Below are 20,408 nucleotides of genomic sequence, written 5' to 3' on the forward strand. Positions count from 1 at the left end.
TGGCTGTTTTGATCGCCAGTGGTCACTATCGGTCAACAGTTTGCGTCCCCGGTGCTTCCCAAAATAAGGGACTGCTTCCCAATGCTGAAAATTTCCGACGACCGCATCCGCTTCACCGATGCCTACGTGCGCAAGTTGGCGCTGCCAACAGGTAAGACCGACCACATCGCCTGGGACCCGGACCTGCCCGGCTTTGGCGTGCGGCTGAGGCCTTCAAAGGCGTCCTACATTGTCCAATACCGCGTCGGCACGGATCAGCGCCGCAAGGGCCTTGGGGACGTCCGGAAGGTCACCTTGGAGGACGCCCGAGGCATCGCTCGTAAGCGGTTCGCCCAGGTTGAGCTCGGCATCGATCCCGACGCCGAGGAGGCCAACAGGCGGGCGGAGCAGGCCGCGGACGCGCTGACCTTCGAAAAGGCAGCGGAACAGTATATCGCGGCCCAAGAGGCCAAGCTGTCGGCCGGAACACTTCGGCGGAACACGTTCATCGCCGAGGAGCGATACCTGCGGCGGCACTGCGGGCCGTTGCAGAAGAAGCCTGTGTCGAAGGTGTCGTTCGAGGACGTTGCCAAACTGATCCGGGATCTGGTGCGTGATCACGGGCCGACGTCGGCGGCTCGCGCGCGCGGCGCGATCTCGACCTTCTATGGGTGGTGCATGCGGCAAGGGATGGGCGTGAAAGCCAACCCGACCATCGGCACCGATAACCCAGTCTTCGGAAAGCCGCCGCGCGATCGCGTGCTCAATGACGACGAGATTCGCAGCATCTGGCTTCATTGCCTAGATGACGACTTCGGCAAGATCGTTCGGCTATTGCTGCTCACCGCTTGCAGGCGCGACGAGATCGGTGGCCTGCGGTGGACTGAGCTCGACCTGAGCACCGGCAAGCTTCTGTTGCCGAAGGAGCGAACGAAGAGCAAGCGGCCGCACGAGTTCGTGCTGCCGGCAACGGCGATCGAGATCATCAAATCTGTTCGTCGGCGCAACAGCGTAGACACGTTGTTCGGCGGTGGCGCGAGCGGATTTTGCGCGTGGTCCTATGCCACGTTGGCTCTCAACGCGCGCATCACAACGGCCGGAGGAAAAGCGCTGGCAGCCTGGACGCTTCACGATCTCCGCCGCACCGTTCGCACGCGGCTCGGGAAACTCGGCGTGCTGCCGCATATCGCCGAACGCGTGCTCAACCATGCAGGCCACAAGTCAGGCATTGGCGGTGTCTACGATCACCATGATTATGAGCCGGAGATCTCCGCGGCGCTGGCGACGTGGGAGTTGCATTTGCTGAAGATCGTCCAGCCCGGGGCGGCGAGATGAACTCGATCGCGGATGATCTCGGGCTGACGGAAAGGTCGCGGGATGCGTACCACCAGCGATTGGCATGGCTGTTCGCCGAGGGATGTGCGATTTTTGGTGCCGACGCCGCAGCAAAAATGTTCCGAGCTCAAGCAAGAACGGCGCCCAAGATGGCACCACGAATGCGCACAGCACCGCCGCGCAAGCGCAAGGGAAGCCATGATCCGGTCGGAGATCGCATGCTGGTAGCGAGCTGGAAGACATTCAATGGGTCGAGCAAAACAGCTTGGGCAAGAATGGCTCTCGAAAATCACGCGCTGAAATCCAAAGGAAAGGTTAGAGCGCAAAAAATCTCCCCGCGCTCATTGGTGCGTAGACTTGATCGGCTCCTGAACCGAGACAAATAGGGGGCAGCAATTCGCTTCCCTATCTGTCGCGCCGTGACAGTCCAAATCAGCGGTACCTCTAGCGGCATCTCAACGCCGCTTAGAGGATCAAAATGTCTATCAACGCTGAACTGGGCAACGACATCGAGGGCGATCGGGTTCTGTCATTCGCTGAGTGGCACGAGCTGAACGGGTTTTCGCGGGCAACAGCCCAGCGTCTCATGGCGAGCGGCAAGGGACCTCGCTTCATCAAACTCTCGGAACGTCGGATCGGCGTCACTGTCGCGGAAAACCGCCGCTGGCAGGCATCTCGTCAAATCGAAATAGCCGCATAGCAAAACGCCGCCCCTCTGCCCACCCAGGCAGGGAACGGCGTTTCTTTCGTTTTCGGATCACCTTCGACAGAGATCACAGCCATGGATTTAGGCCAAGCATCACCGGCCAGCAACGTCCCAAGTCGCCAGCGGTTGCCGAACAAGCGCCGCGCAGAGACCATTACGTTCGAGCGCGACGGTGCCCGGTTCGAAATGACCGTCGGCTACTATCCCGACGGGCGCGTCGGTGAAGTGTTTCTCAATGCCGATCGCGCCAATTCGTTGCTCGACTTCCTGATGAGCGATGCGGCAATCCTCGCGAGTTTGGCCCTGCAGTACGGCGCGCCGCTCGACGAAATCATGCACGCGCTCAAGCGCGACACGCGCGGCATCGCCGCCAGCCCGATCGGCGCAGCGCTGGAGCAAATCCGATGAGCGAGAAAACGTCCCTGCGCGCCGTGCCGCTGACCATTTCCAAGTTCTGGAAAAACCGCCGGCGCAACGAGTCCGTGCACGTCACTTTGAGCGAATACGAGGGGCACGACCTCATCAACGTCCGCGTCTACTCCACCGGTGACGACGGCATCGACCGGCCTACGACAAAGGGCATTTCAATGGGCGTCGATAAGTTGCCGGCGCTGGCGGCCGGGTTGGCAAAGGCTGAAGCCAAGGCCCGCGAACTCGGTTTGATCGCGGACGACGCGAAGGCGACCGAATGAACATCGCCGCAGCACCAGGTGAAGCCGAGCGCGCATTTGCGCTCATAGCGCGCGACGTGGCGATGGCGCCCGAGAAATTGCCTGCGCTGCTCGCGGCGGCCGGCGGGTTGCGGCAGCACGTCGCCGCGGGCCGGCTTAACGCTGTGGCTGTCAGCGATCGCATCATCGAAGTTGCCGAGCTTCACAATTTGGCCGAGCTCGTCGAGATCAGCGAGATCGCCCGGCCGGACACGATGGACCCAGAAACTGGTTCCGATGAAGAACCGATCTTTGGGCCCGACGGCACCGAGCCGTCGATCACCCCGGAGAATGTTGCCGACGAGGAGCCTGTTTCGCCCGCGGCCGCCGCACCGCCGGAGCATCTGGAGCGAGCGCTGCTCAGTCTCAAACCGGAGGCGCGCGCGCTGGAATTCGTCCGCGGTGCCACCGGGGCCTTGAGGTTGGCCGGATCACCCGAGGCTAGGATCAGTGTTATTGACGGCCTGCACGCGCTTGGGCTGCGCATCGGCCTGTCGGTGCCTGCAGTGCAGGGCGTATTGGCTGCGGCAGCAGCAGGTGCCGCAGAAATCAGAAGGCCGATCGAGACCTATATCTCCCTGGTTGGCCATCAGCCGCCTCTGCCGGCCGTTCGTCCTTCCGCCTGGCGCGGTGTGCCGTTGCCGGAGATGCGGTGGATCGCGACCCACCGGATCCCCGCGGACGACGCCACGATCCTTTCGGGTGATGGTGGTGGTGGAAAGACGACCGTTGCGCTGCAGCTGGCCGTGTCGGTCGAGCGCGGCCTCGGTGATTGGCTCGGCACCACCGTAGAGGCCGGACCCGTAATCTTCTTCAGCGCCGAGGAACCGGACCACGAAATGCGCCGGCGGCTGGTGCGCGTTGCGAGGAAACGCGGCATCGATCCGGACGAGATCGAAGGCCTGCATTTCTACTTCGCCAGCCCTGAGAATTGCCTTCTGGCTTATGCACACGCCGACGGCACCATGTGGCCGACCCCGCTATTTGGTTCGCTCGCCATGTTGGTCGACAAGGTGCGGCCCGCGCTGATCGTGGTGGACAGCATCGCCGCGACGTTCGGTGGCAACCAGAATGACCGCGTGCACGCCCGCACCTTTGTCAGCCTGTTCCGGCGGCTCGCCCAGGACGCGGGCTGCGCGGTTCTGCTGCTGGATCACCCGAGCTTGTCCGGCATCACCAGCGGCACGGGCCGCGGTGGCAGCATGGATTGGCAGAATGCGACCCGGGCGCGTCTCCACCTCGAGCAGGTTGGTTCGCAGGACTGGCAGCAAGGGGCAATGGCATGAGCAACATCATCGATCTGTCTGCCGCGCGCGCTGGGGCGAATTCTCCCGCCGCCTTACCTACAGAGAACGTCGCCGAAATCCTGACACCGCCCAGCCGGCTCGACAGCGAGGAGGAGCTCGACCGAGCCTCCGCGATCATGCGCGCAGCCGTTACGTATACGTCGATCAATGGCGCGATCAACGGTGCCTGGCGCGCCGAGCACACCGGCAATTCGACCGTTGCCGAGATCGTCATTGAGGGCACGTCCGAGCGGCGGGACGCAGCGCTGCGCAGGCTTACGCGCCTCATGAGTAAGACGAGCAAGGTTCGGACGGTTGAACTGTGGTCGCTCGCCAGCGTCGCCGACGTCGTAATGGATCAGTCCGGCGACGAGGAGTCGGGCCGCAATCTTCAACCGTTCGAGATCCTTTTCCTGCGATCATTGTTTCGGCTGGTCGAGCGAGATTGCGAGAACCGGGAGCGATCAGCATGAGCAACGTGATTGAGCTATCGCGACCCGACCGAGCGGCCGTCGAGAAACTTCACGCAAAGGCCTTCCGCAATCTGGAGCAAAAGGTCGGCGATCTCGATCGGATGGGCGAGATCACAGAGCATTTGGTCGCCGACTGGTGCCAAGACGTGACCAACGAGCGATGTCTGGAGCTTGCCAACTTCGCGGTCCAGCACCTCGCGGACATGCTGCGCGAGTTCAAGACGAGCTATTACGCAGCGTGGAACGACGAGACGCAGCGGGGTGCGCCATGAAGCGCCGGCGGCTGAGGCGATAATACCAGGGCCCGCCGGTTCACGCTGACGGGCCTAGCACTCCCGGCGCTCTAATCCGCAATTGGATCGGCAGCCGGGAGCAGTTGGGGCTGGAATGACATGCCGTGCCATGTCTGCCCTCCAAGTGACAATGCGTAGAAAACCGGACTCCGGTAGTTGCCCGGACTCCATTTTCGGAACGGGGTGTTCTATTAAAGGAACACCGGCCCGATTTAAGTACCAACCGATTTCAAGTTACCCGGGATGGCCGCAGTGGGGCTGGAACCACGCTGCGGCTTTTCCCATTTTGCGGCATTTCAGTTGGAGCCGCTGCTGCTCGACCCCGCCAGGATTATGACTCGCGTTCCTATGTCGAAGAGCGCACACTAAATCATCACCGCGCGGCCCTTGGCTTTTATCGGTGATGAGAACGCCATCTCGCGCTCCCGCCTCCTTCCTCTGGATAGGAGCCAGCGCCATGCGACGCCGAACCAAGCAGACCACCCCCTTGAAGAGCGCTTTGCCGAAGAGGCCAAGCGCCTCCGTGAGAAGGCTGAAACGCTTCCCCCAGGAATCGAGCGGGAGCATGCAATTCGCAGAGCCCGCCAAGCCGAGACCGGCTCTCACATCAGCGACTGGCTGAGATCGCCCGGCCTACAGCCGCCGGAATAGAAGGTCCTTCAGGCAGCCGCGAGTTGCCCCGCGTATATCCGAACGCGGCCATTTGTGGTCATTCGCAGCCTACCCGATAGAAAGACCATGTAGCCCAAAGCAATGAGCCGATCGCTGTGTGCGGGGGGGATTATGGGCGCGCGGCCGTTTGGGGGCACATTGCCAACCAGAAGCAGCGAAGCGAACTCTTCTGCGGTTAGGGCTTCTGTTTCCCGGGCCATCCCTCACACTGAACCGCATCGACAATCGCGCCTGTTCAATTTTGCTCAAGACAGAAAATAAAGGCCGCCTCAGTTGGCGCTGGGAGTGAGCAATTTTGCTCATCATGCTGCTTCCAGACGTGCTACTTTTTCCCGATGCGTAACGAATGGGTCTATCGTGGCGTTGTGATTGTGCTGGGGATGCTGCCGGTAGCGGCTGCCGCCATTGGCCTCTTTTTCCTGTAAGGCCGTTCAGTTGGATCCCGAGGTTGGTCATTCAATAGGAACGATCGTCCGACAGAAAGATTGAGCAATCGGTCTGTGGCGCGTTCCTAGGTTCGCGCCATCCACCCGGAACCGCCCATCGTCTAACGCGCGTTGGGCGATGGGTCGGTTCTCGTAGGGCCGCCTTAGTTGGCAATGCTTCCGCGCCAGTTCGCCTCAGCTGGCCGCGGGTTTCTTTTTGGCTAACCCGTCTTGACATGGAACGCCGAAGCTGTCGCAAGTGAGCGCGAAAGCATCTTTCGCCTTCGAGTCTTCAAAGCAGAAGACCATGCCGACGTCGGCCCGATCGATCCACCAGTCGACCTTATTCTCCTTCGCAATTCGGGAAGCTTCTCCGCGCAGTAGATCGAGCTGTTTTCCAGCCGCACGGACGATCAGGCAGTTTTCCTTGGGCATAATCTCGAATCCTCAAATGATGAAAGTGCACGGCAGCTTGCGCCGCGGATCAAGCTGGTGAGCCTATCACGTCGTATTCGAATGCCACTCCCTCGGGATCGTTCTCCTCGAACCACGTTTCCGCAGCATCGATGGTGGAAAAGACCTTGATGTGATCGGCGTCGCCGACCCGTTTGGCAGTATTCACGTACACGAAGACGGTCATTGATCCCTCTTCAGTTTGCGCCGGCCCCAATGGGGCCCCTTTCCCTTCGGGTTAAACTCCGGGACGTGGTGGCGGTTCAACGCCCGCATGACCCCGATGCGGGCAAACATCGCCGGGCCGCCGCCTTCCGCCACCAGGATCAAGGCTTCCATCGCGGCTTGCCATTCTAGCGCGGCGTGCTCTTTCTTCGGCAATGCCGCAATGTATTCGCCGGCATCCAGCAGCGTCACCAGCTTGCCGCCGTCCACCTCGATCGGCTCCTCGAAAGGCCGCCCCCAGCCCTTGGTCATTGCGTGTTTCGGTACCCCATGATTGCGAGCTGCGGATTGCCCCGCTCAAAGTCTGGCCGAACGTCGGCGCCGCGACCACCGCAACCCCCACAGACGAACCGCGGCTCGAGATCGGAGAGCCTTACATCGTCCGGCCAGCGGTCGGCGTTCAGAGCAACGTGATGACCGCAATGGCAGTAGACTAGCACGCCGCGCACGCCCATCTCGCGCATCTCGCCGAAGGTGATCTTGAGCGGCCGCCCGTCGGTGTGCGTAGGCGTGTGGCGTCGGACAGGGCGAGGCATGCCGCGATCAAAGCGGCATCCTAAGCGCGTCGCAAATTATCAATCCCTTGGGGCCCGGGACGCGCCCGGGCTACTGCGCGTCGTGTGTGGAAAAAGTGGGCAGCCGTCCCGCTTGATCCATCTCAACGCTCACCGGTGTCGCTCGGCAATGCTTTAACCATGCGCTCATCGGATGAGCCAAGCCCGCCTAGAAAGGCGCCAGAGCCTCAGCCCTCGCGCGAGGAGCAGGCTCGACGCATCATTGAGGAATATGCGGACAGCCTGCGCGAGATCATCAGGAAGCTCCGCCGACATCTCAATTGACGCGTGGACTCTTGACGGCAGGCGGCCCGCCGGAGTCTGATCCGCCGCATGGGGCAGGATCAGCACGACATCGACGAGCTCGCGCGCATGGAGCATGTCTGAGGCTGACAGGCCACTCAATACTCGGCGTCAGCGTCGCGCGTCACCTGCCTGAACCACAGGACGAAAGCGGCGAGCAGCGCCGCCACCACTGCCAACAGGATCCAGCCCATCTCACGCCCCCTCTGTCTGAGGCGTGACCAGGTGCTTCCCGCGCTCACAATTTGGGAAGCGAACCTGTATTAATATATTGAAATAGCTCATGTTTCCCCGCAGTTGACATATCTCCGGCTATCACATGGCGGTCGTCGCCGGCGTGGTCTTCTTCGCGGTGCGCGCGCTGCTGGCGTTGATCCCTGGAATGGCGGCCGGCTTTGCCATCAAGAAATGGTCGGCGGCCGCGGCGCTGGTCGCAGCCGCGTTCTATCTGCTGCTGTCGGGCGCGGAGGTCGCGACGCAACGCTCGTTCTTCATGACGGCGGTGGTGCTGATCGCGGTCATGGTCGATCGCCGTGCCATCACCTTCCGCACGCTGGCGGTGGCCGCGCTGATCGTGCTCGCGGTCGCACCGGAAGCACTTGTGCATCCGAGTTTTCAAATGTCCTTCGCCGCGACGCTCGGACTGGTGGCGCTGGTGCAGATCGGCATGCCGAACCTGTTTGCGTCGCCCGATCATTCCGCGACCGCGCGGATTGCAATGTGGGGCGGGCGCGAAATCGCGATGCTGTTCCTGGCCTCGCTGATTGCGGGGCTCGCGACCACGCCCTATGCCGCCTTCCATTTTCACCGCGTGACGCCGTTCGGCGTGCTCGCCAACCTCGGGGCGATGCCGGTGGTCTCGGCCCTGGTGATGCCCGCGGGCCTGTTGGGCTTGATTGCAGCGCCGTTCGGACTCGATGGTCCGTTCTGGTGGCTGATGGGGATCGGCATCGACTGGATGGTTGCGGTGTCGCGCTGGGTGGCCGCTTTGCCGGGCGCGGTCGGCCGCATCTCGGCTTTCGGCATAGCACCGCTGATCGCGGCAAGCTTGGGAATCATCGTGATGGGCTTGTTGCGCACGCCGTTGCGCTGGGCCGGCGCGGTGGTGTTGTTGGCCGCGATCCTCTGGGGACTGTGCGCGCGCCAGCCCGATATCCTGATCGCCGGTGACGGCCAGAGCGTCGCGGTGCGGGGCAGGGATGGGCACCTGCATCTCATCAGGTCGAGCAAGGACAGTTTTCTTCTGAAGGAATGGCTCGCCGCCGACGCCGATCCGCGCGACGCCGGCAGTGCCTCACTGGCCGCCGGCGTGTCGTGCGACGAAGCCGGCTGCGTGACGCCGCTCGCCGACGGGCGCCTGGTCGCGCTGGCCTTGCGCATCGATTCACTGGCTGACGATTGCAGCCGTGCCGCGCTGGTGGTGACGGCGCGGCCGGCGCCGCCGGATTGCGCGGCGATGGTTGTCGACCGTCAGCGTCTCGCAAGGCAAGGCGCGCTGGCGCTGACGCGAAGCGGCGACGGTTTTGCGGTTCAGGCGGCGAAGACGAGGGGGACAGACCGTCCGTGGTCGCCGGCGGCGGCCGGCGAGGCGGATTTCAGCGCGAGCCTTGCGCCGCAGGCGGCGGCTCCCCGCAACCGCGACGCGACGCCATCGGAAGCCGACCTGCAGGCCGAGGATTGAGCGGACGGGTTACAGATACCAGGCCAGCACGGCGTCGAGCCTGGCGTTGCCGATCACCGGAAGGACGACCATCTGGCTCAGCCCAGAGGCGCTGGCCTGCAAGGCCGCGACCGAGACGTCACGCGCGAGATCGTCGTTGAGTGCGGGCATGCCGGTGGCCCAGGCCCCGCCGATGCTGCCTTCGCCTTTGGCGATGGATTTCGTCGCATAGAGCGCGGCGAGGTCGGTCTGCGCGCTGCAATCGCCGGCGCGGAAGACCAGCGCCGAACGGGCCTCGTCCGGGACCCAGATCTCGAAGCGTCGCGCAATCGGGGTCGCCTGCGCGGAGAGAAATGTCAGCACCCAGGTCTGATCGGTGCCGGTCCGGTAGGGAACGCCGACGCCGAGATTGATTCCGACCTTGGCGGCGTCCTCCCAGCGCAGAAAACTCCTGGCATCGTGCAGGTCCTTGATGATCAGCGGCAGGCCGGCTTTCCAGATGCGGCCGGGAAGGCCGAAGCCGCGCGGAAATCTGGTGTGGCGGGAGTTGAATTCGAACATGTCGGCGGTGCCGTAATAGCCGTCGACGAGCCCCATCTCGTGGGAGGTTTCGGCATCGTTGTGCCAGAGTTCGATCGCGCCGACATGGGCCTCGTCGTCGCCGCAGAACAGCACCATGACGGCTTGCAGGAATTCGCCTGAAAACACCGGCACCGCCACGCCGCAGGTCAGCCCGGCGGCGATGGCCTGATCGGTCCGCTTGAAATAGGAATCGGTGAATCTAGTGAGGATCACGGGGTGGCCGCCGGCCCAGGCCTTGCCGGGAAGTCCCTCGTCATATCCGAAGTGCAGATCCTCGCTCACGTCCCTAAACGCGGACAACCCTTCGCCGTAGAGGCCGCCGCCGAATTCCAGCCGCATGCGCGTGCGGTCAGGCACCCAGAGTTCAACGACGCGAATGAAGGTCTTCATCGAACGTGCCCGCCGTCTCAAGCCGCACCAAGCATCGGCCATTTGGCTGCGGAACGGACGTTCAAAATTCAGGCAGGACAGCGCAAACTTCGTGCGGTGGGAGACGCCACGGCTTGGTCCGCCCGATGGAGTTTCGCGGGACACAAACGACACCATCTCGCCGGCCTCGGCCGGCGATGGCGATTTCAATCCTGGCCCGACCTGTCGGCCGGGAATGGCTGCATCAGCCGATCGGCAGGCGGGTGATGGTTGTCCGGCTGTCGGTGATGGTCTGCGGCTTGTGCTCGCGCTCGCCGAGCGGCTGGGTCACCGGTAGCTGCAGCACGGTCGCACGCTGGCCTTCGACCAGCTGCGTCACCAGCACGGATTTGCCGTCGGGGAATTCGATCGCATCATGATGGCGATCGGGAATGTGCGGATCGATCTTGCCGAACTTGCCGACGCGCGAATTGACGGTGCGCGTCCAGATCCAGCGATTGTCGTAGCGGACGTTGTCGGCGAAGGCGAGCTCCGTCCCCGGGAGCAGGCAGACCGCGACGGTCGGATCGGCCGCGGAGGCAAAGCCGCGCGTCGAGGTGCCGCGGAAGGTTGTCGTGACGATCGTCTCGCCGACTTCGGCGGGACGCGACGCGACGGCATGCAGGCTGTAGTCACACATCGGGTGCTCCTCATGCAGGGATAGCGACCCACGTCTCTTAATCGAGGCGCAGGCCTCTATCAGAGTGGAAATACCAAACGTTCTGCCGGGTTGTAGGCAAATCTACGGCTCGCCGCCGCAGGCCGCAATCACATTAACTTTCCCGAATCCACCAGGAACAAAGCCCGCCCCTTTGCATTCTGCAGGCGCGTGTCAGCGCCCCGCAGGCGCCGACCAGCCGGAATACTGCCAGCCCGGCCGCGACGGTTGGTCGACGGCGTCGAGGGCCTTGCGGACTTGCTCGCTAACGGCGGTGTCCTTGCGGACATGGGGCCGCGATTGCGCGGCTAAGGTTTGTACGTCCAAGGCTTGCGACGCTGATGCTGCGATCAGCGGCGCCACAGCAATTGTGCTCAGAACGATCCGGCGCATGACTTCTCCTCGAACCTGAAGGCCGCGAAGCAGAGCTGCTTCGTGCGGCGTGCCGAGGATTTACCGCTGGAGGAGGGGCCGGATAATCTGCGCGAAACCAGAAAGACTATCCAGCGGAAGCGGACAATCGTCCGCTCCAATCTCGGATCGGCGATGCCGATCCAAAGCGCGCGGGGCGCCAAATAACCGATACCGGCACGTCCGGTATCAATACTTCCGGTACAGCCCGATCAGCTTGCCCTGGATCTTCACCCGGTTGGGCGGCAGAATGCGGACCTCATAGGCCGCATTGGCGGGCTCGAGCGCGATCGAGGCGCCGCGGCGGCGGAAGCGCTTGAGCGTCGCCTCCTCGTCGTCGATCAGCGCCACCACGATATCGCCGGTATCGGCGCTCTCGTTGCGCTGGATCAGCGCCATGTCGCCGTCGAGAATGCCGGCCTCGACCATGGAATCGCCGCGCACTTCGAGCGCGTAATGTTCGCCCGAGCCGAGCATGTCAGGCGGTACGCTGATGGTGTGGCTGCGGGTCTGCAAGGCCTCGATCGGCGTACCGGCCGCGATGCGGCCCATCACGGGGACCGCGACGGGGCGCTCGCCCTCGTCCGCCGGCGGGCTCGAAGTCGTGCGGACCTTGCCGAGATTGCCTTCGATGACGCTCGGCGTGAAGCCGCGGCGGCTGCCGGCAGCGGCCTGAAGCTCGGGCAGCTTGATCACCTCGATGGCGCGGGCCCGGTTGGGCAGGCGCCGGATGAAGCCGCGCTCCTCGAGCGCAGTGATCAGGCGATGGATGCCCGATTTCGAGCGCAGGTCGAGCGCGTCCTTCATCTCATCGAAGGAGGGCGGCACGCCGCTTTCCTTCAGCCGTTCGCTGATGAACCGCAGGAGCTCGTATTGTTTGCGCGTTAACATCTCGACCAAAATCCCCCGGTTGATGTCGTTCGATTCCGAGACGCTGAATTCAGCAGTAAGCCGCTACATTCTCGAAACAAATCATGAACGGACACTATATGTTCGATACATGTTCCGCAACTGCTTAATTTACCGTGAACGCGACAAAGTTCGCGGAACGCACGCGAACGAAGCGCTCAGACGGGCAGCCGCAAGACCTCGCAAGGCGTGCCGGCTTCGGCCTTCGACGCGAATGGCGCGCGCACGAGAAGTGCCTGTGCCGCAGCGAGATTCGCAAGCAGCGAGGAATCCTGGTGATTGACCGGAAGGGCGACGAGCGTGCCGTCATCGCGCAGCTCGAGGCGTGCGCGCAGGTAATCCTCGCGCTGGTCGTTGGCGCCGACATCGCGGCCGAGCACCGCGCGTTCGCGGCGGTGATGAATCATCGAACGGCCCGAAAGCGCGCGAATCAACGGCACCATGAACAGGAAGCCGCAAACGTAGGATGACACGGGATTGCCGGGCAGGCCGATCACGCGCATCGCGCCGAGCCGCCCGTTCATCATCGGCTTGCCCGGCCGCATCGCGATCTTCCAGAACGCCATCGAGATACCTTCGTCCCTCAGCGCCTGCTGGACCAGATCGTGGTCCCCGACCGACGCGCCGCCGGTCGTGATCAGGATGTCGGCGCCGCTCTCCCGCGCGCGGCCGATGCCGGCCGTGGTGGCCTCCAGCGTATCGGCGGCAACGCCGAGGTCGATGGTATCGGCGCCCTCGCTGCGGGCGAGCGCGTGCAGGGCGTAGCCGTTGGAATAGACGATCTGGCCGTGGCCCGGCGTCGTACCCGGCATCACCAGCTCGTCGCCGGTCGCGAGGATCGCGACCTTCGGGCGTCGCCGGACTGGCAATTGCGGGTAATTCATGCCGGCGGCGAGCGCGAGGTCGCGCTCGGTGAGCCGGGCTCCCTTGCGCAGCAGCACGTCGCCTTCCGAGAAGTCGACGCCGGCGGGGCGGATGTGCCGCCCCGTTACGGCGGCTTCCTTGATGGTGATGCGCTTGCCGTCCGCGATCGTGTCCTCCTGGATCACGACCGCATCAGCGCCATCGGGAACGACACCGCCGGTGAAGATACGCACGGCCTCGCCGGCGCCGATCGATCCCGCAAACGGGCGGCCCGCCGCGACCTCGCCGATCAGGGTGAGCTGGGATTCGATCTTCGCCGCATCGACCGCGCGCACCGCATAGCCGTCCATTGCCGACATCGCCTGCGGCGGCTGCGTGCGCCGCGCGGCGACGTCGCGCGCGAGCACGCGGTGGAAGGCTGCGTCGAGCGCGATCATCTCTTCAGGCAGCGGCTCTGCGCCCGCCAGCACCGCAGCGAGCGCGTCGGAAACCGGCATCAGGGCCACGGGTGAAAACTCCTGCTGGGCCCGTTCGGGCAAATCGGCGGCGAGAGTTCTAGCCGAGTGCAGGCGCAGAGGCAAAACAGTGGCCGCGCAGGATGATTTATCCTGCGTCATCCGCTCTGCGATGAAGGGTGAGCATCAAGTCCGCCGCGGCATGATCCAGAAGGCGAGACAGACCGGTACGAGGATGGCCATGGCGAGGACGAGAAAGACGAGAGCCACGGCCAGCATCGGTCAGCCCCCCGGCTGCTTGTACGGACTGACGTCCGGCGCTGCGGGGCCCTGATCCCTGTCAGGCAGCGGGTCGGCCTGGGATTTCAGGTCGGCGGCCTTGCTGATCAGCTTGGCGGAAAGCTCAGAATCCGATGTGGTCCTGGCGAATTTCATCAGCAGAGAGGCCTGCTTGGTGAGGTAGGTTTTGCCCAACACGACGATAAGCCCGATGTAGAATTCCCAACGGACTCATGAGTCCTGAGAGGGGCAATCGTTCCGGGAACTCCGTATAAAAATGCACAAAGGGTTTTGGTTCCTCGCCCCCAGGCAAAATAGTTCCATTCGCGGCCCGTCGGCTTGCCGGCCAGAGATCAGATTCCGAGCGCCTTGAGGGCGTTCCCGACGTCGCGGGGCGAGGTCACGTGGACCGTGGTCAGGCCGCGCGACCGCGCTCCTTCGATGTTCTCGGCAAGATCGTCGAAGAACACGATACGGTTCGCGGGCACGCCGATCGCCGCCACGACATGGTCGAAGGCCTCCACATCGGGTTTGCGCAGGCCGATGCTGGACGACAGATACAGCTCGCGGAAATGGCCGAGCAGGGCGGCATATTCCTTCGAGAAGTGGTCCACATGCGGCCGGTTGGTGTTGGAGAAGGCGTAGAGCGGCAACTGCTTGGCCGCACGCGGCAGCAGCTCGGCGATATCGGGCATCTCGCCGGCGAAGATCGCGTTCCAGCCCTCCAGGAACTGCGCGTCCGAGATGCCGATCCCGAGCGAGACGCGCAGCGAGTCAAAATAGGCCTCGTCGCTGATCTTGCCGACCTCGTGCAGCCGATAGGCTTCGCTGTCCCGTACATAGCGCGCGACGATGGCTTCCGGCTTGCAGCCGGCATGTCCCGCCCAGCAGGCGATCGCCTTGGAGAAATCGATGTCGAGCACGACGCGGCCGAGATCGAACAGGAGCGCGTCCGCGCTGCCGGGAGAGAGCGAGCTCATTGCATCCTTTCACTCAATATCGATAGGGGTCATGGTCGAACAGCGGGAACGCGCTGAACACGCTCGGCGCATTCGTTGCGGTCGCCTGGTGCAGGCAGGACTTGTCGACCTCGGCGAACGAGGTGGCGCCCAAGAGGCCTAGGCAGCGCAGCACCTCGTCCTCGAGCAACTCCAGCATTCGCCTCACGCCGGCCTCGCCGGCTGCGGCCAATGCCCAGCATTGCAGCCGGCCGATGCCGACCATGTCCGCGCCCGCCGCGATCGCCTTGACGATGTCGGTGCCGCGGCAGAAGCCGCCGTCGACCATGATCTTGGCGCGTCCCTTCACGGCGTCGACGATCTCGGGCAGCACATGCATGGCGCCGCGGCCGTGATCGAGCTGGCGGCCGCCATGGTTGGAGACGTAGATCCACTCGACGCCGTGGTCGACCGCGATCCGGGCGTCCTCGGCGGTGGCGATGCCCTTCAGGATGAGCGGGATCTTGAACTTGTCCTTGATCATCTTCACGGTCCGCCACTCCAGGCCCTTCTGGTAATCGCCGCCGGTGGCGCGCAGGCGGCTCTCGCGAACATAGCGCTTGGCAATGTCACGTTCGCGACGGCTGTAATGGGCGGTATCAACGGTCAGGCAGAAGGCGGCGTAGGCGTTCTTCTCGCTCCGGCTGACGACATCGGCGACGAAATCGTCGTCGCCGCGCACATAGAGTTGATAGAGCCGCAGCGCATCAGGGGCGGCCTCGGCGGTCTTCTCCAGGCCGGGCTCGGACACCGAGCTCAGCATGTGCGCCGCGCCGAAGGTGCCGCAGGCGCGGGCGACGCTCGCCGCGCCATCCGGATCGAAGATCTCCAGTGCGCCGACAGGGGCCAGCACCACCGGCAGCCGCATCCGGCGCCCGAACAGCTCGACCGAGCCGTCGACCTCGCGGACGTCGCGCAGCACGCGCGGCCGGAAGGCGATCTCGTCCAGCGCCATGCGGTTGCGGCGCATCGTGGTCTCGGTCTCGGCGGCGCCGACGATATAGTCCCAGGCGTTCTGGTTGAGGTTGGCGCGCGCCTTGCGGATGAATTCGTGCAGGTTTTGGAATGGCTCGGCGCTGGCGCCGAGTTCGACGTTCCTTTCCGGCCGGATGCGGGGCGCGTCATTCATTGTTGTCCTCCCGAGAATTTGAAGCGTTATTGTCATCGCCTATCGTGTCCGGCCCTCCAAAACCATCCTAAAATCGCATAGCTGAGAGGCGTGGGCCGGCCGGCCGATTCCCGCGTTGCGCGAAACGGTTTCGGAACGTTGCCAAAAGTTTAGGCCCGGGCGAAGAGATTTTTACGATGTACCCGCCAGCGTGGCGTCCCGGCCTTGAAGAAACCAGAATGGTATTGTGAACAGCGGGCTGGATCGCCATTTGCATGGCGCCTCACAAGCCCAAAGCAAAGCTCCAAGCAAGAAGGCCAGTCTATCCATGCGGAAAAACCTGCTGTTCCCCCTGGGCGCACTCACGGGAGCGTGTCTAACCCTTCTGGTCGCCAGCCCGCACGGTGGAGTATGGGCGGCACGGGCGGCAGCGAGCGCGGATGATGCCTATTCCCGGCTCAATCTGTTCGGCGAAGTGTTCGAGCGGGTGAAGGCGAGCTATGTCGAGAAGCCCGACAATTCCAAGCTGATTGAGGGTGCGATCACCGGCATGGTGACCTCGCTCGACCCACATTCACGCTACATGAACGACAAGGCCTGGACCGAGATGCAGGAGACCACCTCCGGCGAGTTCGGCGGGCTCGGCATCGAGGTCACGATGGAGGACGGCCTGGTCAAGGTCGTCTCGCCGATCGACGACACGCCGGCGTCCAAGGCCGGGATCATGTCCGGCGACCTCATCAGCAAGATCGACGGCGATGCCGTGCAGGGCATGACGCTCGAGCAGGCCGTCAACAAGATGAAGGGGCCGGTCGATACCCAGACCAAGCTCACCATCGTGCGCAAGGGCGCCGACGCTCCGCTCGACGTCGCGATCAAGCGCGAGATCATCCATGTGCGTCCGGTGCGCTTCCACGTCGAGAACGGCGACATCGGCTATATCCGCGTCACCTCGTTCAACGAGCAGACCACCGACGGCCTGAAGAAGGCGATCGCGTCGATCTCCAAGGACGTTCCGCCGGAGAAGCTGGTCGGCTACGTGATGGACCTGCGCAACAATCCGGGCGGCTTGCTCGACCAGGCCGTCTCGGTGTCGAGCGCCTTCCTTCAGCGCGGCGAGGTCGTCTCGACCCGCGGCCGCAATCCCGAAGAGACCCAGCGCTTCACCGCCCATGGCGGCGACCTCACCAAGGGCAAGCCGCTGGTGATTCTGGTCAATGGCGGCTCGGCTTCGGCCTCGGAGATCGTCGCCGGCGCGCTGCATGACCACAAGCGTGCCACGATCATCGGCACGCGCTCGTTCGGCAAGGGCTCGGTGCAGACCATCATTCCGCTCGGCGCCGGCAATGGCGCGCTGGCGCTGACCACGGCGCGCTATTACACGCCGTCGGGCCGCTCGATCCAGGCCCAGGGCATCGCGCCCGACATCGAGATCCTGCAGGACGTGCCACCCGAGCTGAAGGGCCGGATGGATACGATGGCGGAGTCGCAGATGCGCGGCCATCTGCAGGCCGCCGACGGCACCGAGCAGACCGGATCGCAGTCCTACGTCCCGCCGGAAGAGAAGGACGACAAGGCCCTGCATGCGGCCTACGACTTCCTGCACGGCGTGACCGCGAATGCGGTCGCCGCCAAGCCCGCGCCGAAGGCGGCGGTACCGAACTAAAACCTTACGACGTCCAGATATCGCCCGGGAGCGGATGACCGCTCCCGGGCGAATTCGTGCGGTGACGCTTCCAATTGTTGGGAAGACCGCCCTAGCTGGCCTCGCGGTGCCGGCTTTCCTCGCCGCCGCGCTGGGCGAGGCGGCTGCGGTGCAGCGCGAACAGCTCCAGCACCTTGTCGGCCGGTTTTGCGGCACTGAACAGATAGCCCTGCATCTCGGAGCAGCCGAGCGCACGGAGCAGGCGCTGCTGCTCCTCGGTCTCGACGCCCTCGGCTGTGGTGGTCATGCGGCGGGCGGCAGCCAGGTTGACGACGGCCTGCACGATGCTCGCGGAGCCGTCGGGACCGGCGATGTCGCTGACGAAGCAGCGGTCGATCTTGATCTTGTCGAACGGGAAGCGGTGCAGATAGCTCAGCGAGGAGTAGCCGGTGCCGAAATCGTCGAGCGCGATGCGCACGCCGATGGTGCGGAGCTGATGCAGGATCGCAAGCGCGGTGTCGTCGTCGCGGATCAGCACAGCCTCGGTGATCTCGAGCTCGAGCCGGCTCGCCGGCAAATTGGAGGCGGCAAGGGCCGCCATGATCTTCAGCGCCAGCGTGCCGCTCTTGAACTGCACCGGCGAGACGTTGACGGCGAGGCGGATGTCGTCGGGCCAGTTGGCGGCATCGCGGCAGGCCGTGGCCAGCACCCATTCGCCGATCTCGTTGATCAGGCCGGTGTCTTCGGCGATCGGGATGAACTCGGCGGGCGAGACCATGCCGCGCTCGGGATGGCGCCAGCGCACCAGCGCCTCGCAGCCGGTGATGCGGTCGTCCTTCAGGGCGAGGCAGGGCTGGTAGTAGACCTCGAGCCCTCCTTCGAGCCCACCTTGGGCGATGGCGTGGCGCAGATCGATCTCGAGCTGCCGCCGCTCGCGGACCTTGGCGTCCATCTCCGGCTCGAAGAAGCGATAGGTGCGGCGTCCGGCGGCCTTGGCGGCATACATCGCCATGTCCGCGTTCTTCAGGATCTGGTCCAGCGCGGTGCCGTGTCGTGGCGCCAGCGCGATGCCGATACTGGCGTCCGTGGTGAGATGATGGCCCATGCAGTCGAACGGCGCGCGGATGGCCTGGAAGACCCGCGCGACGAGTTCGTTGACCTGCTCCAGCGACGTCACCGCGCTCTGTACGATGGCGAATTCGTCGCCGCCTAGCCGCGCCACGAAGTCCTGCAGACCCGCGCAGCGGCTGAGGCTCGTCGCGATCGATTTCAACAGCTCGTCGCCGACGAGATGGCCGAGCGCGTCGTTGACGCCCTTGAACTCGTCGATGTCGATGTAATGCACCGCGATCTCTTCGCCACCGGCGATGGCGGCGAGCTCCGCGCGTAGGTGCTCGTGGAACATGGTGCGGTTGGGCAGGTCGGTCAGCGCGTCGTAATGGGCGAGGTGGGTGATGCGCTCCTCGGTCCGCCGGCGCTCAGTGACGTCTTCGTGGGTCGCCACCCAGCCGCCGTCCGCGAGCGGCTCGTTAAGGATGTGGATCGAGCGCCCGTCGGAGGTGTCGACCACCATGGAGTTGCGCACATGGATGTCGCGCAGCACACGGACGACATAGTCGCCGATGTCGCCAGTGAACGAGCCGGTCGCCTTGCGGTGGGCGATGATGTCGTGGAAGCTGGAGCCGGGCTTCACCACCTCGGCTGACAGGCCGTACATCTCGATGTAGCGCTGGTTGCAGATCACCAGCCGCCGCTCGGCATCGAACAGCAGCAGGCCCTGCGTCATGTTGTTGACGGCGCGGTCGAGGCGCTGCTTCTCCAGCGTCAGCCGCTCGCGAGAGGCGCGGTGCTGCTCCAGCAGCTTGCGCACAATCGCGATCAGCACGCCCGCGATGGCGAGCGCGGAGGCGCCCGCAACCGAGATCAGGATGCCGATCTGCTCGCGCCAGTCCGTTAGCGCCGCCGCGCGCGTCGTGGTTGCCATCATCAGGATCGGGAAGTGGGGCAGGGCACGCGAGGAGATCAGACGGTCTTCGCCGTCGACGGGGCTCATGATGCGGCCGGCGAAGTGATCGAGCCCGAAGATCCTCTGCTGCTCGAACGGGCCGGTCTTGAAATTTCTGCCCATCTGCTCGCTGGAATGGGGATAGCGAGCGAGCAGCGTGCCGTCGCGATGCAGCATCGAGATCGTGGCGCCTTCGCCGAGCACGACGGAGGCGAAGAACTTCTCGAAATTGGCCGGTTCGATGCCGCGTCCGACCACGCCCATGAACTCGCCGTTCGGTCCCACGATCTTGCGCACGATCAGGATGGTCCAGGCGCCGGAGACGCGGCTGTGCACCGGCTCGATCAGCACGTTCGGCGAATAAGGATCGTATTTGAAAGTGCGAAAATAGGCGCGATCGGCGACGTTCACTTTGGGGGCCGGCCACGCCGTCGACGAGTTGATGAGATTGCCTTCGGCATCGCTGATGTTGACGCCGCCCATGTAGGGCAGCGCCTCGATCTTCGAGCGCAGCATCCGGTGGACGTCCTGGCCGGAGAGGCGTTTGCGATAGTCCTCGGCGCTTGCGATGCCGGTTGCGCGGACGTGGTCGACGAAATCCTTCTGGATGACCGCGAAATCCTGCAACTGCTGATCGAAATGATGAGCGAGCAGAAGGACGGTGTTTTCCAGCTCGCGGCCGCTGTTGCGCAGCGCGCGCTCTCGGAAATTCTGCGCCATCAGGACCGAGCCAATGGCGATGGCCGCGATCAGCAACGTGCCGCCCACCACCAGCCAGCGGATCGGTCCGCTGCGCACGAAGACCTGGTCAAAGAGGCGACTGCCGTATTTCGTCATCATGTCGATCGTTGCCGCGCACACGTCAGGATCGCTTCTTGATCCCGAGAACATCCGTTGGTTTACGGAAACGATATGGAGGCGAAGTTAGGAAGCGCAGTTAATGCGACATGAACGGCCGCGTACAAAAGCAATCGATGCGCGCGACGCAAGACGTGCAGGAATTGCCGGACTC

22 protein-coding genes and 2 pseudogenes are annotated in these 20,408 nt (G+C 64.0%); 11 read left to right on the top strand and 13 right to left on the bottom strand.

Features of this window, described 5'->3' with window-relative positions; translation table 11 throughout:
- Window positions 1-18 precede the first annotated feature (18 nt).
- The 9 genes and pseudogenes from AB7G19_RS20065 to AB7G19_RS20105 all read left to right on the top strand — a co-directional run bounded on the left by AB7G19_RS20065 (window position 19) and on the right by AB7G19_RS20105 (window position 5,433).
- Window positions 19-1,314 carry a tyrosine-type recombinase/integrase gene (locus tag AB7G19_RS20065; protein WP_441268024.1) on the top strand — a complete coding sequence of 432 codons (1,296 nt, stop codon included), beginning with the start codon at window positions 19-21 and terminating at the stop codon, window positions 1,312-1,314.
- Entirely contained in the window at window positions 1,311-1,700 is a 390-nt protein-coding gene (locus AB7G19_RS20070) for a hypothetical protein (RefSeq protein WP_441268025.1), read from the top strand. The genes AB7G19_RS20065 and AB7G19_RS20070 overlap by 4 nt, the downstream gene beginning before the upstream one ends.
- 92 nt (window positions 1,701-1,792) lie before the next feature.
- A complete protein-coding gene (locus AB7G19_RS20075) occupies window positions 1,793-2,014 on the top strand; it encodes a helix-turn-helix transcriptional regulator (protein WP_441268026.1) in 222 nt (73 codons plus the stop codon).
- Window positions 2,015-2,146: 132 nt separating this feature from the next.
- Window positions 2,147-2,428 (top strand): TSCPD domain-containing protein, encoded by a 282-nt coding sequence (locus AB7G19_RS20080; RefSeq protein WP_441268027.1) that lies wholly within the window; start codon window positions 2,147-2,149, stop codon window positions 2,426-2,428.
- Window positions 2,425-2,712: a transcriptional coactivator p15/PC4 family protein gene (locus AB7G19_RS20085; RefSeq protein WP_441268028.1), complete on the top strand. Its 288-nt coding sequence runs from the start codon at window positions 2,425-2,427 to the stop codon at window positions 2,710-2,712. The genes AB7G19_RS20080 and AB7G19_RS20085 overlap by 4 nt, the downstream gene beginning before the upstream one ends.
- The gene (locus AB7G19_RS20090) at window positions 2,709-4,016 is read left to right on the top strand and encodes an AAA family ATPase (protein ID WP_441268029.1); all 1,308 of its coding nucleotides are present in this window, start codon (window positions 2,709-2,711) and stop codon (window positions 4,014-4,016) included. The genes AB7G19_RS20085 and AB7G19_RS20090 overlap by 4 nt, the downstream gene beginning before the upstream one ends.
- Window positions 4,013-4,489, top strand: coding sequence for a hypothetical protein (locus AB7G19_RS20095; protein WP_441268030.1), 477 nt, complete (start codon window positions 4,013-4,015; stop codon window positions 4,487-4,489). The genes AB7G19_RS20090 and AB7G19_RS20095 overlap by 4 nt, the downstream gene beginning before the upstream one ends.
- Window positions 4,486-4,761 (top strand): hypothetical protein, encoded by a 276-nt coding sequence (locus tag AB7G19_RS20100; protein ID WP_441268031.1) that lies wholly within the window; start codon window positions 4,486-4,488, stop codon window positions 4,759-4,761. Before AB7G19_RS20095 ends, AB7G19_RS20100 begins: the two co-directional genes overlap by 4 nt.
- 478 nt (window positions 4,762-5,239) lie before the next feature.
- Window positions 5,240-5,433, top strand: a pseudogene (locus AB7G19_RS20105) (hypothetical protein).
- Between the two features lie 641 nt (window positions 5,434-6,074).
- Here the strand turns inward: AB7G19_RS20105 and AB7G19_RS20110 are convergent.
- The 4 genes from AB7G19_RS20110 to AB7G19_RS20125 are packed head-to-tail and all read right to left on the bottom strand — an operon-like array spanning window position 6,075 to window position 7,093.
- On the bottom strand, window positions 6,075-6,314 hold the full coding sequence (locus tag AB7G19_RS20110) for a hypothetical protein (RefSeq protein WP_283016418.1): 240 nt from the start codon (window positions 6,312-6,314) through the stop codon (window positions 6,075-6,077).
- A gap of 49 nt (window positions 6,315-6,363) precedes the next feature.
- On the bottom strand, window positions 6,364-6,519 hold the full coding sequence (locus AB7G19_RS20115; protein WP_354102181.1) for a hypothetical protein: 156 nt from the start codon (window positions 6,517-6,519) through the stop codon (window positions 6,364-6,366).
- Window positions 6,516-6,809 carry a hypothetical protein gene (locus tag AB7G19_RS20120; protein ID WP_354113710.1) on the bottom strand — a complete coding sequence of 98 codons (294 nt, stop codon included), beginning with the start codon at window positions 6,807-6,809 and terminating at the stop codon, window positions 6,516-6,518. Before AB7G19_RS20120 ends, AB7G19_RS20115 begins: the two co-directional genes overlap by 4 nt.
- On the bottom strand, window positions 6,806-7,093 hold the full coding sequence (locus tag AB7G19_RS20125; RefSeq protein WP_441268032.1) for a hypothetical protein: 288 nt from the start codon (window positions 7,091-7,093) through the stop codon (window positions 6,806-6,808). Before AB7G19_RS20125 ends, AB7G19_RS20120 begins: the two co-directional genes overlap by 4 nt.
- Before the next feature lie 625 nt (window positions 7,094-7,718).
- On the opposite strand from AB7G19_RS20125, the pseudogene AB7G19_RS20130 reads away from it, so the two are divergent.
- Window positions 7,719-9,095: pseudogene (locus AB7G19_RS20130) on the top strand (ComEC/Rec2 family competence protein); the annotation flags it as partial.
- Window positions 9,096-9,104: 9 nt separating this feature from the next.
- On the opposite strand, the gene AB7G19_RS20135 reads toward AB7G19_RS20130, so the two are convergent.
- The 8 genes from AB7G19_RS20135 to AB7G19_RS20170 form a co-directional block, all read right to left on the bottom strand.
- A complete protein-coding gene (locus AB7G19_RS20135) occupies window positions 9,105-10,046 on the bottom strand; it encodes a GAF domain-containing protein (RefSeq protein WP_354097629.1) in 942 nt (313 codons plus the stop codon).
- Window positions 10,047-10,269: 223 nt separating this feature from the next.
- Window positions 10,270-10,704, bottom strand: a complete 435-nt coding sequence (locus tag AB7G19_RS20140; protein ID WP_063983046.1) for a hypothetical protein — start codon at window positions 10,702-10,704, stop codon at window positions 10,270-10,272.
- A gap of 192 nt (window positions 10,705-10,896) precedes the next feature.
- A complete protein-coding gene (locus AB7G19_RS20145) occupies window positions 10,897-11,115 on the bottom strand; it encodes a hypothetical protein (protein WP_354097628.1) in 219 nt (72 codons plus the stop codon).
- Window positions 11,116-11,322: 207 nt separating this feature from the next.
- Window positions 11,323-12,024: a transcriptional repressor LexA gene (gene lexA, locus AB7G19_RS20150; RefSeq protein WP_014494969.1), complete on the bottom strand. Its 702-nt coding sequence runs from the start codon at window positions 12,022-12,024 to the stop codon at window positions 11,323-11,325.
- 176 nt (window positions 12,025-12,200) lie between these two features.
- Window positions 12,201-13,412 carry a molybdopterin molybdotransferase MoeA gene (locus tag AB7G19_RS20155; RefSeq protein ID WP_354097627.1) on the bottom strand — a complete coding sequence of 404 codons (1,212 nt, stop codon included), beginning with the start codon at window positions 13,410-13,412 and terminating at the stop codon, window positions 12,201-12,203.
- Between the two features lie 231 nt (window positions 13,413-13,643).
- Window positions 13,644-13,838, bottom strand: coding sequence for a hypothetical protein (locus AB7G19_RS20160; RefSeq protein ID WP_354097626.1), 195 nt, complete (start codon window positions 13,836-13,838; stop codon window positions 13,644-13,646).
- 155 nt (window positions 13,839-13,993) lie between these two features.
- Entirely contained in the window at window positions 13,994-14,620 is a 627-nt protein-coding gene (locus AB7G19_RS20165) for an HAD family hydrolase (RefSeq protein WP_208087075.1), read from the bottom strand.
- 13 nt (window positions 14,621-14,633) lie between these two features.
- The gene (locus tag AB7G19_RS20170) at window positions 14,634-15,767 is read right to left on the bottom strand and encodes an alpha-hydroxy acid oxidase (RefSeq protein ID WP_135213795.1); all 1,134 of its coding nucleotides are present in this window, start codon (window positions 15,765-15,767) and stop codon (window positions 14,634-14,636) included.
- A 307-nt stretch (window positions 15,768-16,074) separates the two neighbouring features.
- Here AB7G19_RS20170 and AB7G19_RS20175 point away from each other — a divergent pair, with 307 nt between their 5' ends.
- A complete protein-coding gene (locus AB7G19_RS20175) occupies window positions 16,075-17,412 on the top strand; it encodes a S41 family peptidase (protein ID WP_085404589.1) in 1,338 nt (445 codons plus the stop codon).
- A gap of 91 nt (window positions 17,413-17,503) precedes the next feature.
- Here the strand turns inward: AB7G19_RS20175 and AB7G19_RS20180 are convergent, their stop codons facing one another.
- A complete protein-coding gene (locus tag AB7G19_RS20180; protein WP_354100142.1) occupies window positions 17,504-20,236 on the bottom strand; it encodes a bifunctional diguanylate cyclase/phosphodiesterase in 2,733 nt (910 codons plus the stop codon).
- Window positions 20,237-20,408 lie beyond the last annotated feature (172 nt).

The sequence above is a fragment of the Bradyrhizobium sp. 215_C5_N1_1 genome (assembly GCF_052075935.1).
Classification (GTDB): Bacteria; Pseudomonadota; Alphaproteobacteria; order Rhizobiales; family Xanthobacteraceae; genus Bradyrhizobium; species Bradyrhizobium barranii.

Excerpts from the sequence above, each read along its gene's own strand:
- AB7G19_RS20180 (WP_354100142.1), bottom strand. The coding sequence starts at position 20,236 with ATGATGACGAAATACGGCAGTCGCCTCTTTGACCAGGTCTTCGTGCGC.
- AB7G19_RS20110 (WP_283016418.1), bottom strand. The coding sequence starts at position 6,314 with ATGCCCAAGGAAAACTGCCTGATCGTCCGTGCGGCTGGAAAACAGCTC.
- AB7G19_RS20115 (WP_354102181.1), bottom strand. The coding sequence starts at position 6,519 with ATGACCGTCTTCGTGTACGTGAATACTGCCAAACGGGTCGGCGACGCC.
- AB7G19_RS20085 (WP_441268028.1), top strand. The coding sequence starts at position 2,425 with ATGAGCGAGAAAACGTCCCTGCGCGCCGTGCCGCTGACCATTTCCAAG.
- AB7G19_RS20140 (WP_063983046.1), bottom strand. The coding sequence starts at position 10,704 with ATGTGTGACTACAGCCTGCATGCCGTCGCGTCGCGTCCCGCCGAAGTC.
- AB7G19_RS20165 (WP_208087075.1), bottom strand. The coding sequence starts at position 14,620 with ATGAGCTCGCTCTCTCCCGGCAGCGCGGACGCGCTCCTGTTCGATCTC.
- AB7G19_RS20075 (WP_441268026.1), top strand. The coding sequence starts at position 1,793 with ATGTCTATCAACGCTGAACTGGGCAACGACATCGAGGGCGATCGGGTT.
- AB7G19_RS20170 (WP_135213795.1), bottom strand. The coding sequence starts at position 15,767 with ATGAATGACGCGCCCCGCATCCGGCCGGAAAGGAACGTCGAACTCGGC.
- AB7G19_RS20090 (WP_441268029.1), top strand. The coding sequence starts at position 2,709 with ATGAACATCGCCGCAGCACCAGGTGAAGCCGAGCGCGCATTTGCGCTC.
- AB7G19_RS20175 (WP_085404589.1), top strand. The coding sequence starts at position 16,075 with ATGCGGAAAAACCTGCTGTTCCCCCTGGGCGCACTCACGGGAGCGTGT.
- lexA (WP_014494969.1), bottom strand. The coding sequence starts at position 12,024 with ATGTTAACGCGCAAACAATACGAGCTCCTGCGGTTCATCAGCGAACGG.
- AB7G19_RS20095 (WP_441268030.1), top strand. The coding sequence starts at position 4,013 with ATGAGCAACATCATCGATCTGTCTGCCGCGCGCGCTGGGGCGAATTCT.
- AB7G19_RS20135 (WP_354097629.1), bottom strand. The coding sequence starts at position 10,046 with ATGAAGACCTTCATTCGCGTCGTTGAACTCTGGGTGCCTGACCGCACG.
- AB7G19_RS20125 (WP_441268032.1), bottom strand. The coding sequence starts at position 7,093 with ATGCCTCGCCCTGTCCGACGCCACACGCCTACGCACACCGACGGGCGG.
- AB7G19_RS20100 (WP_441268031.1), top strand. The coding sequence starts at position 4,486 with ATGAGCAACGTGATTGAGCTATCGCGACCCGACCGAGCGGCCGTCGAG.
- AB7G19_RS20120 (WP_354113710.1), bottom strand. The coding sequence starts at position 6,809 with ATGACCAAGGGCTGGGGGCGGCCTTTCGAGGAGCCGATCGAGGTGGAC.
- AB7G19_RS20145 (WP_354097628.1), bottom strand. The coding sequence starts at position 11,115 with ATGCGCCGGATCGTTCTGAGCACAATTGCTGTGGCGCCGCTGATCGCA.
- AB7G19_RS20070 (WP_441268025.1), top strand. The coding sequence starts at position 1,311 with ATGAACTCGATCGCGGATGATCTCGGGCTGACGGAAAGGTCGCGGGAT.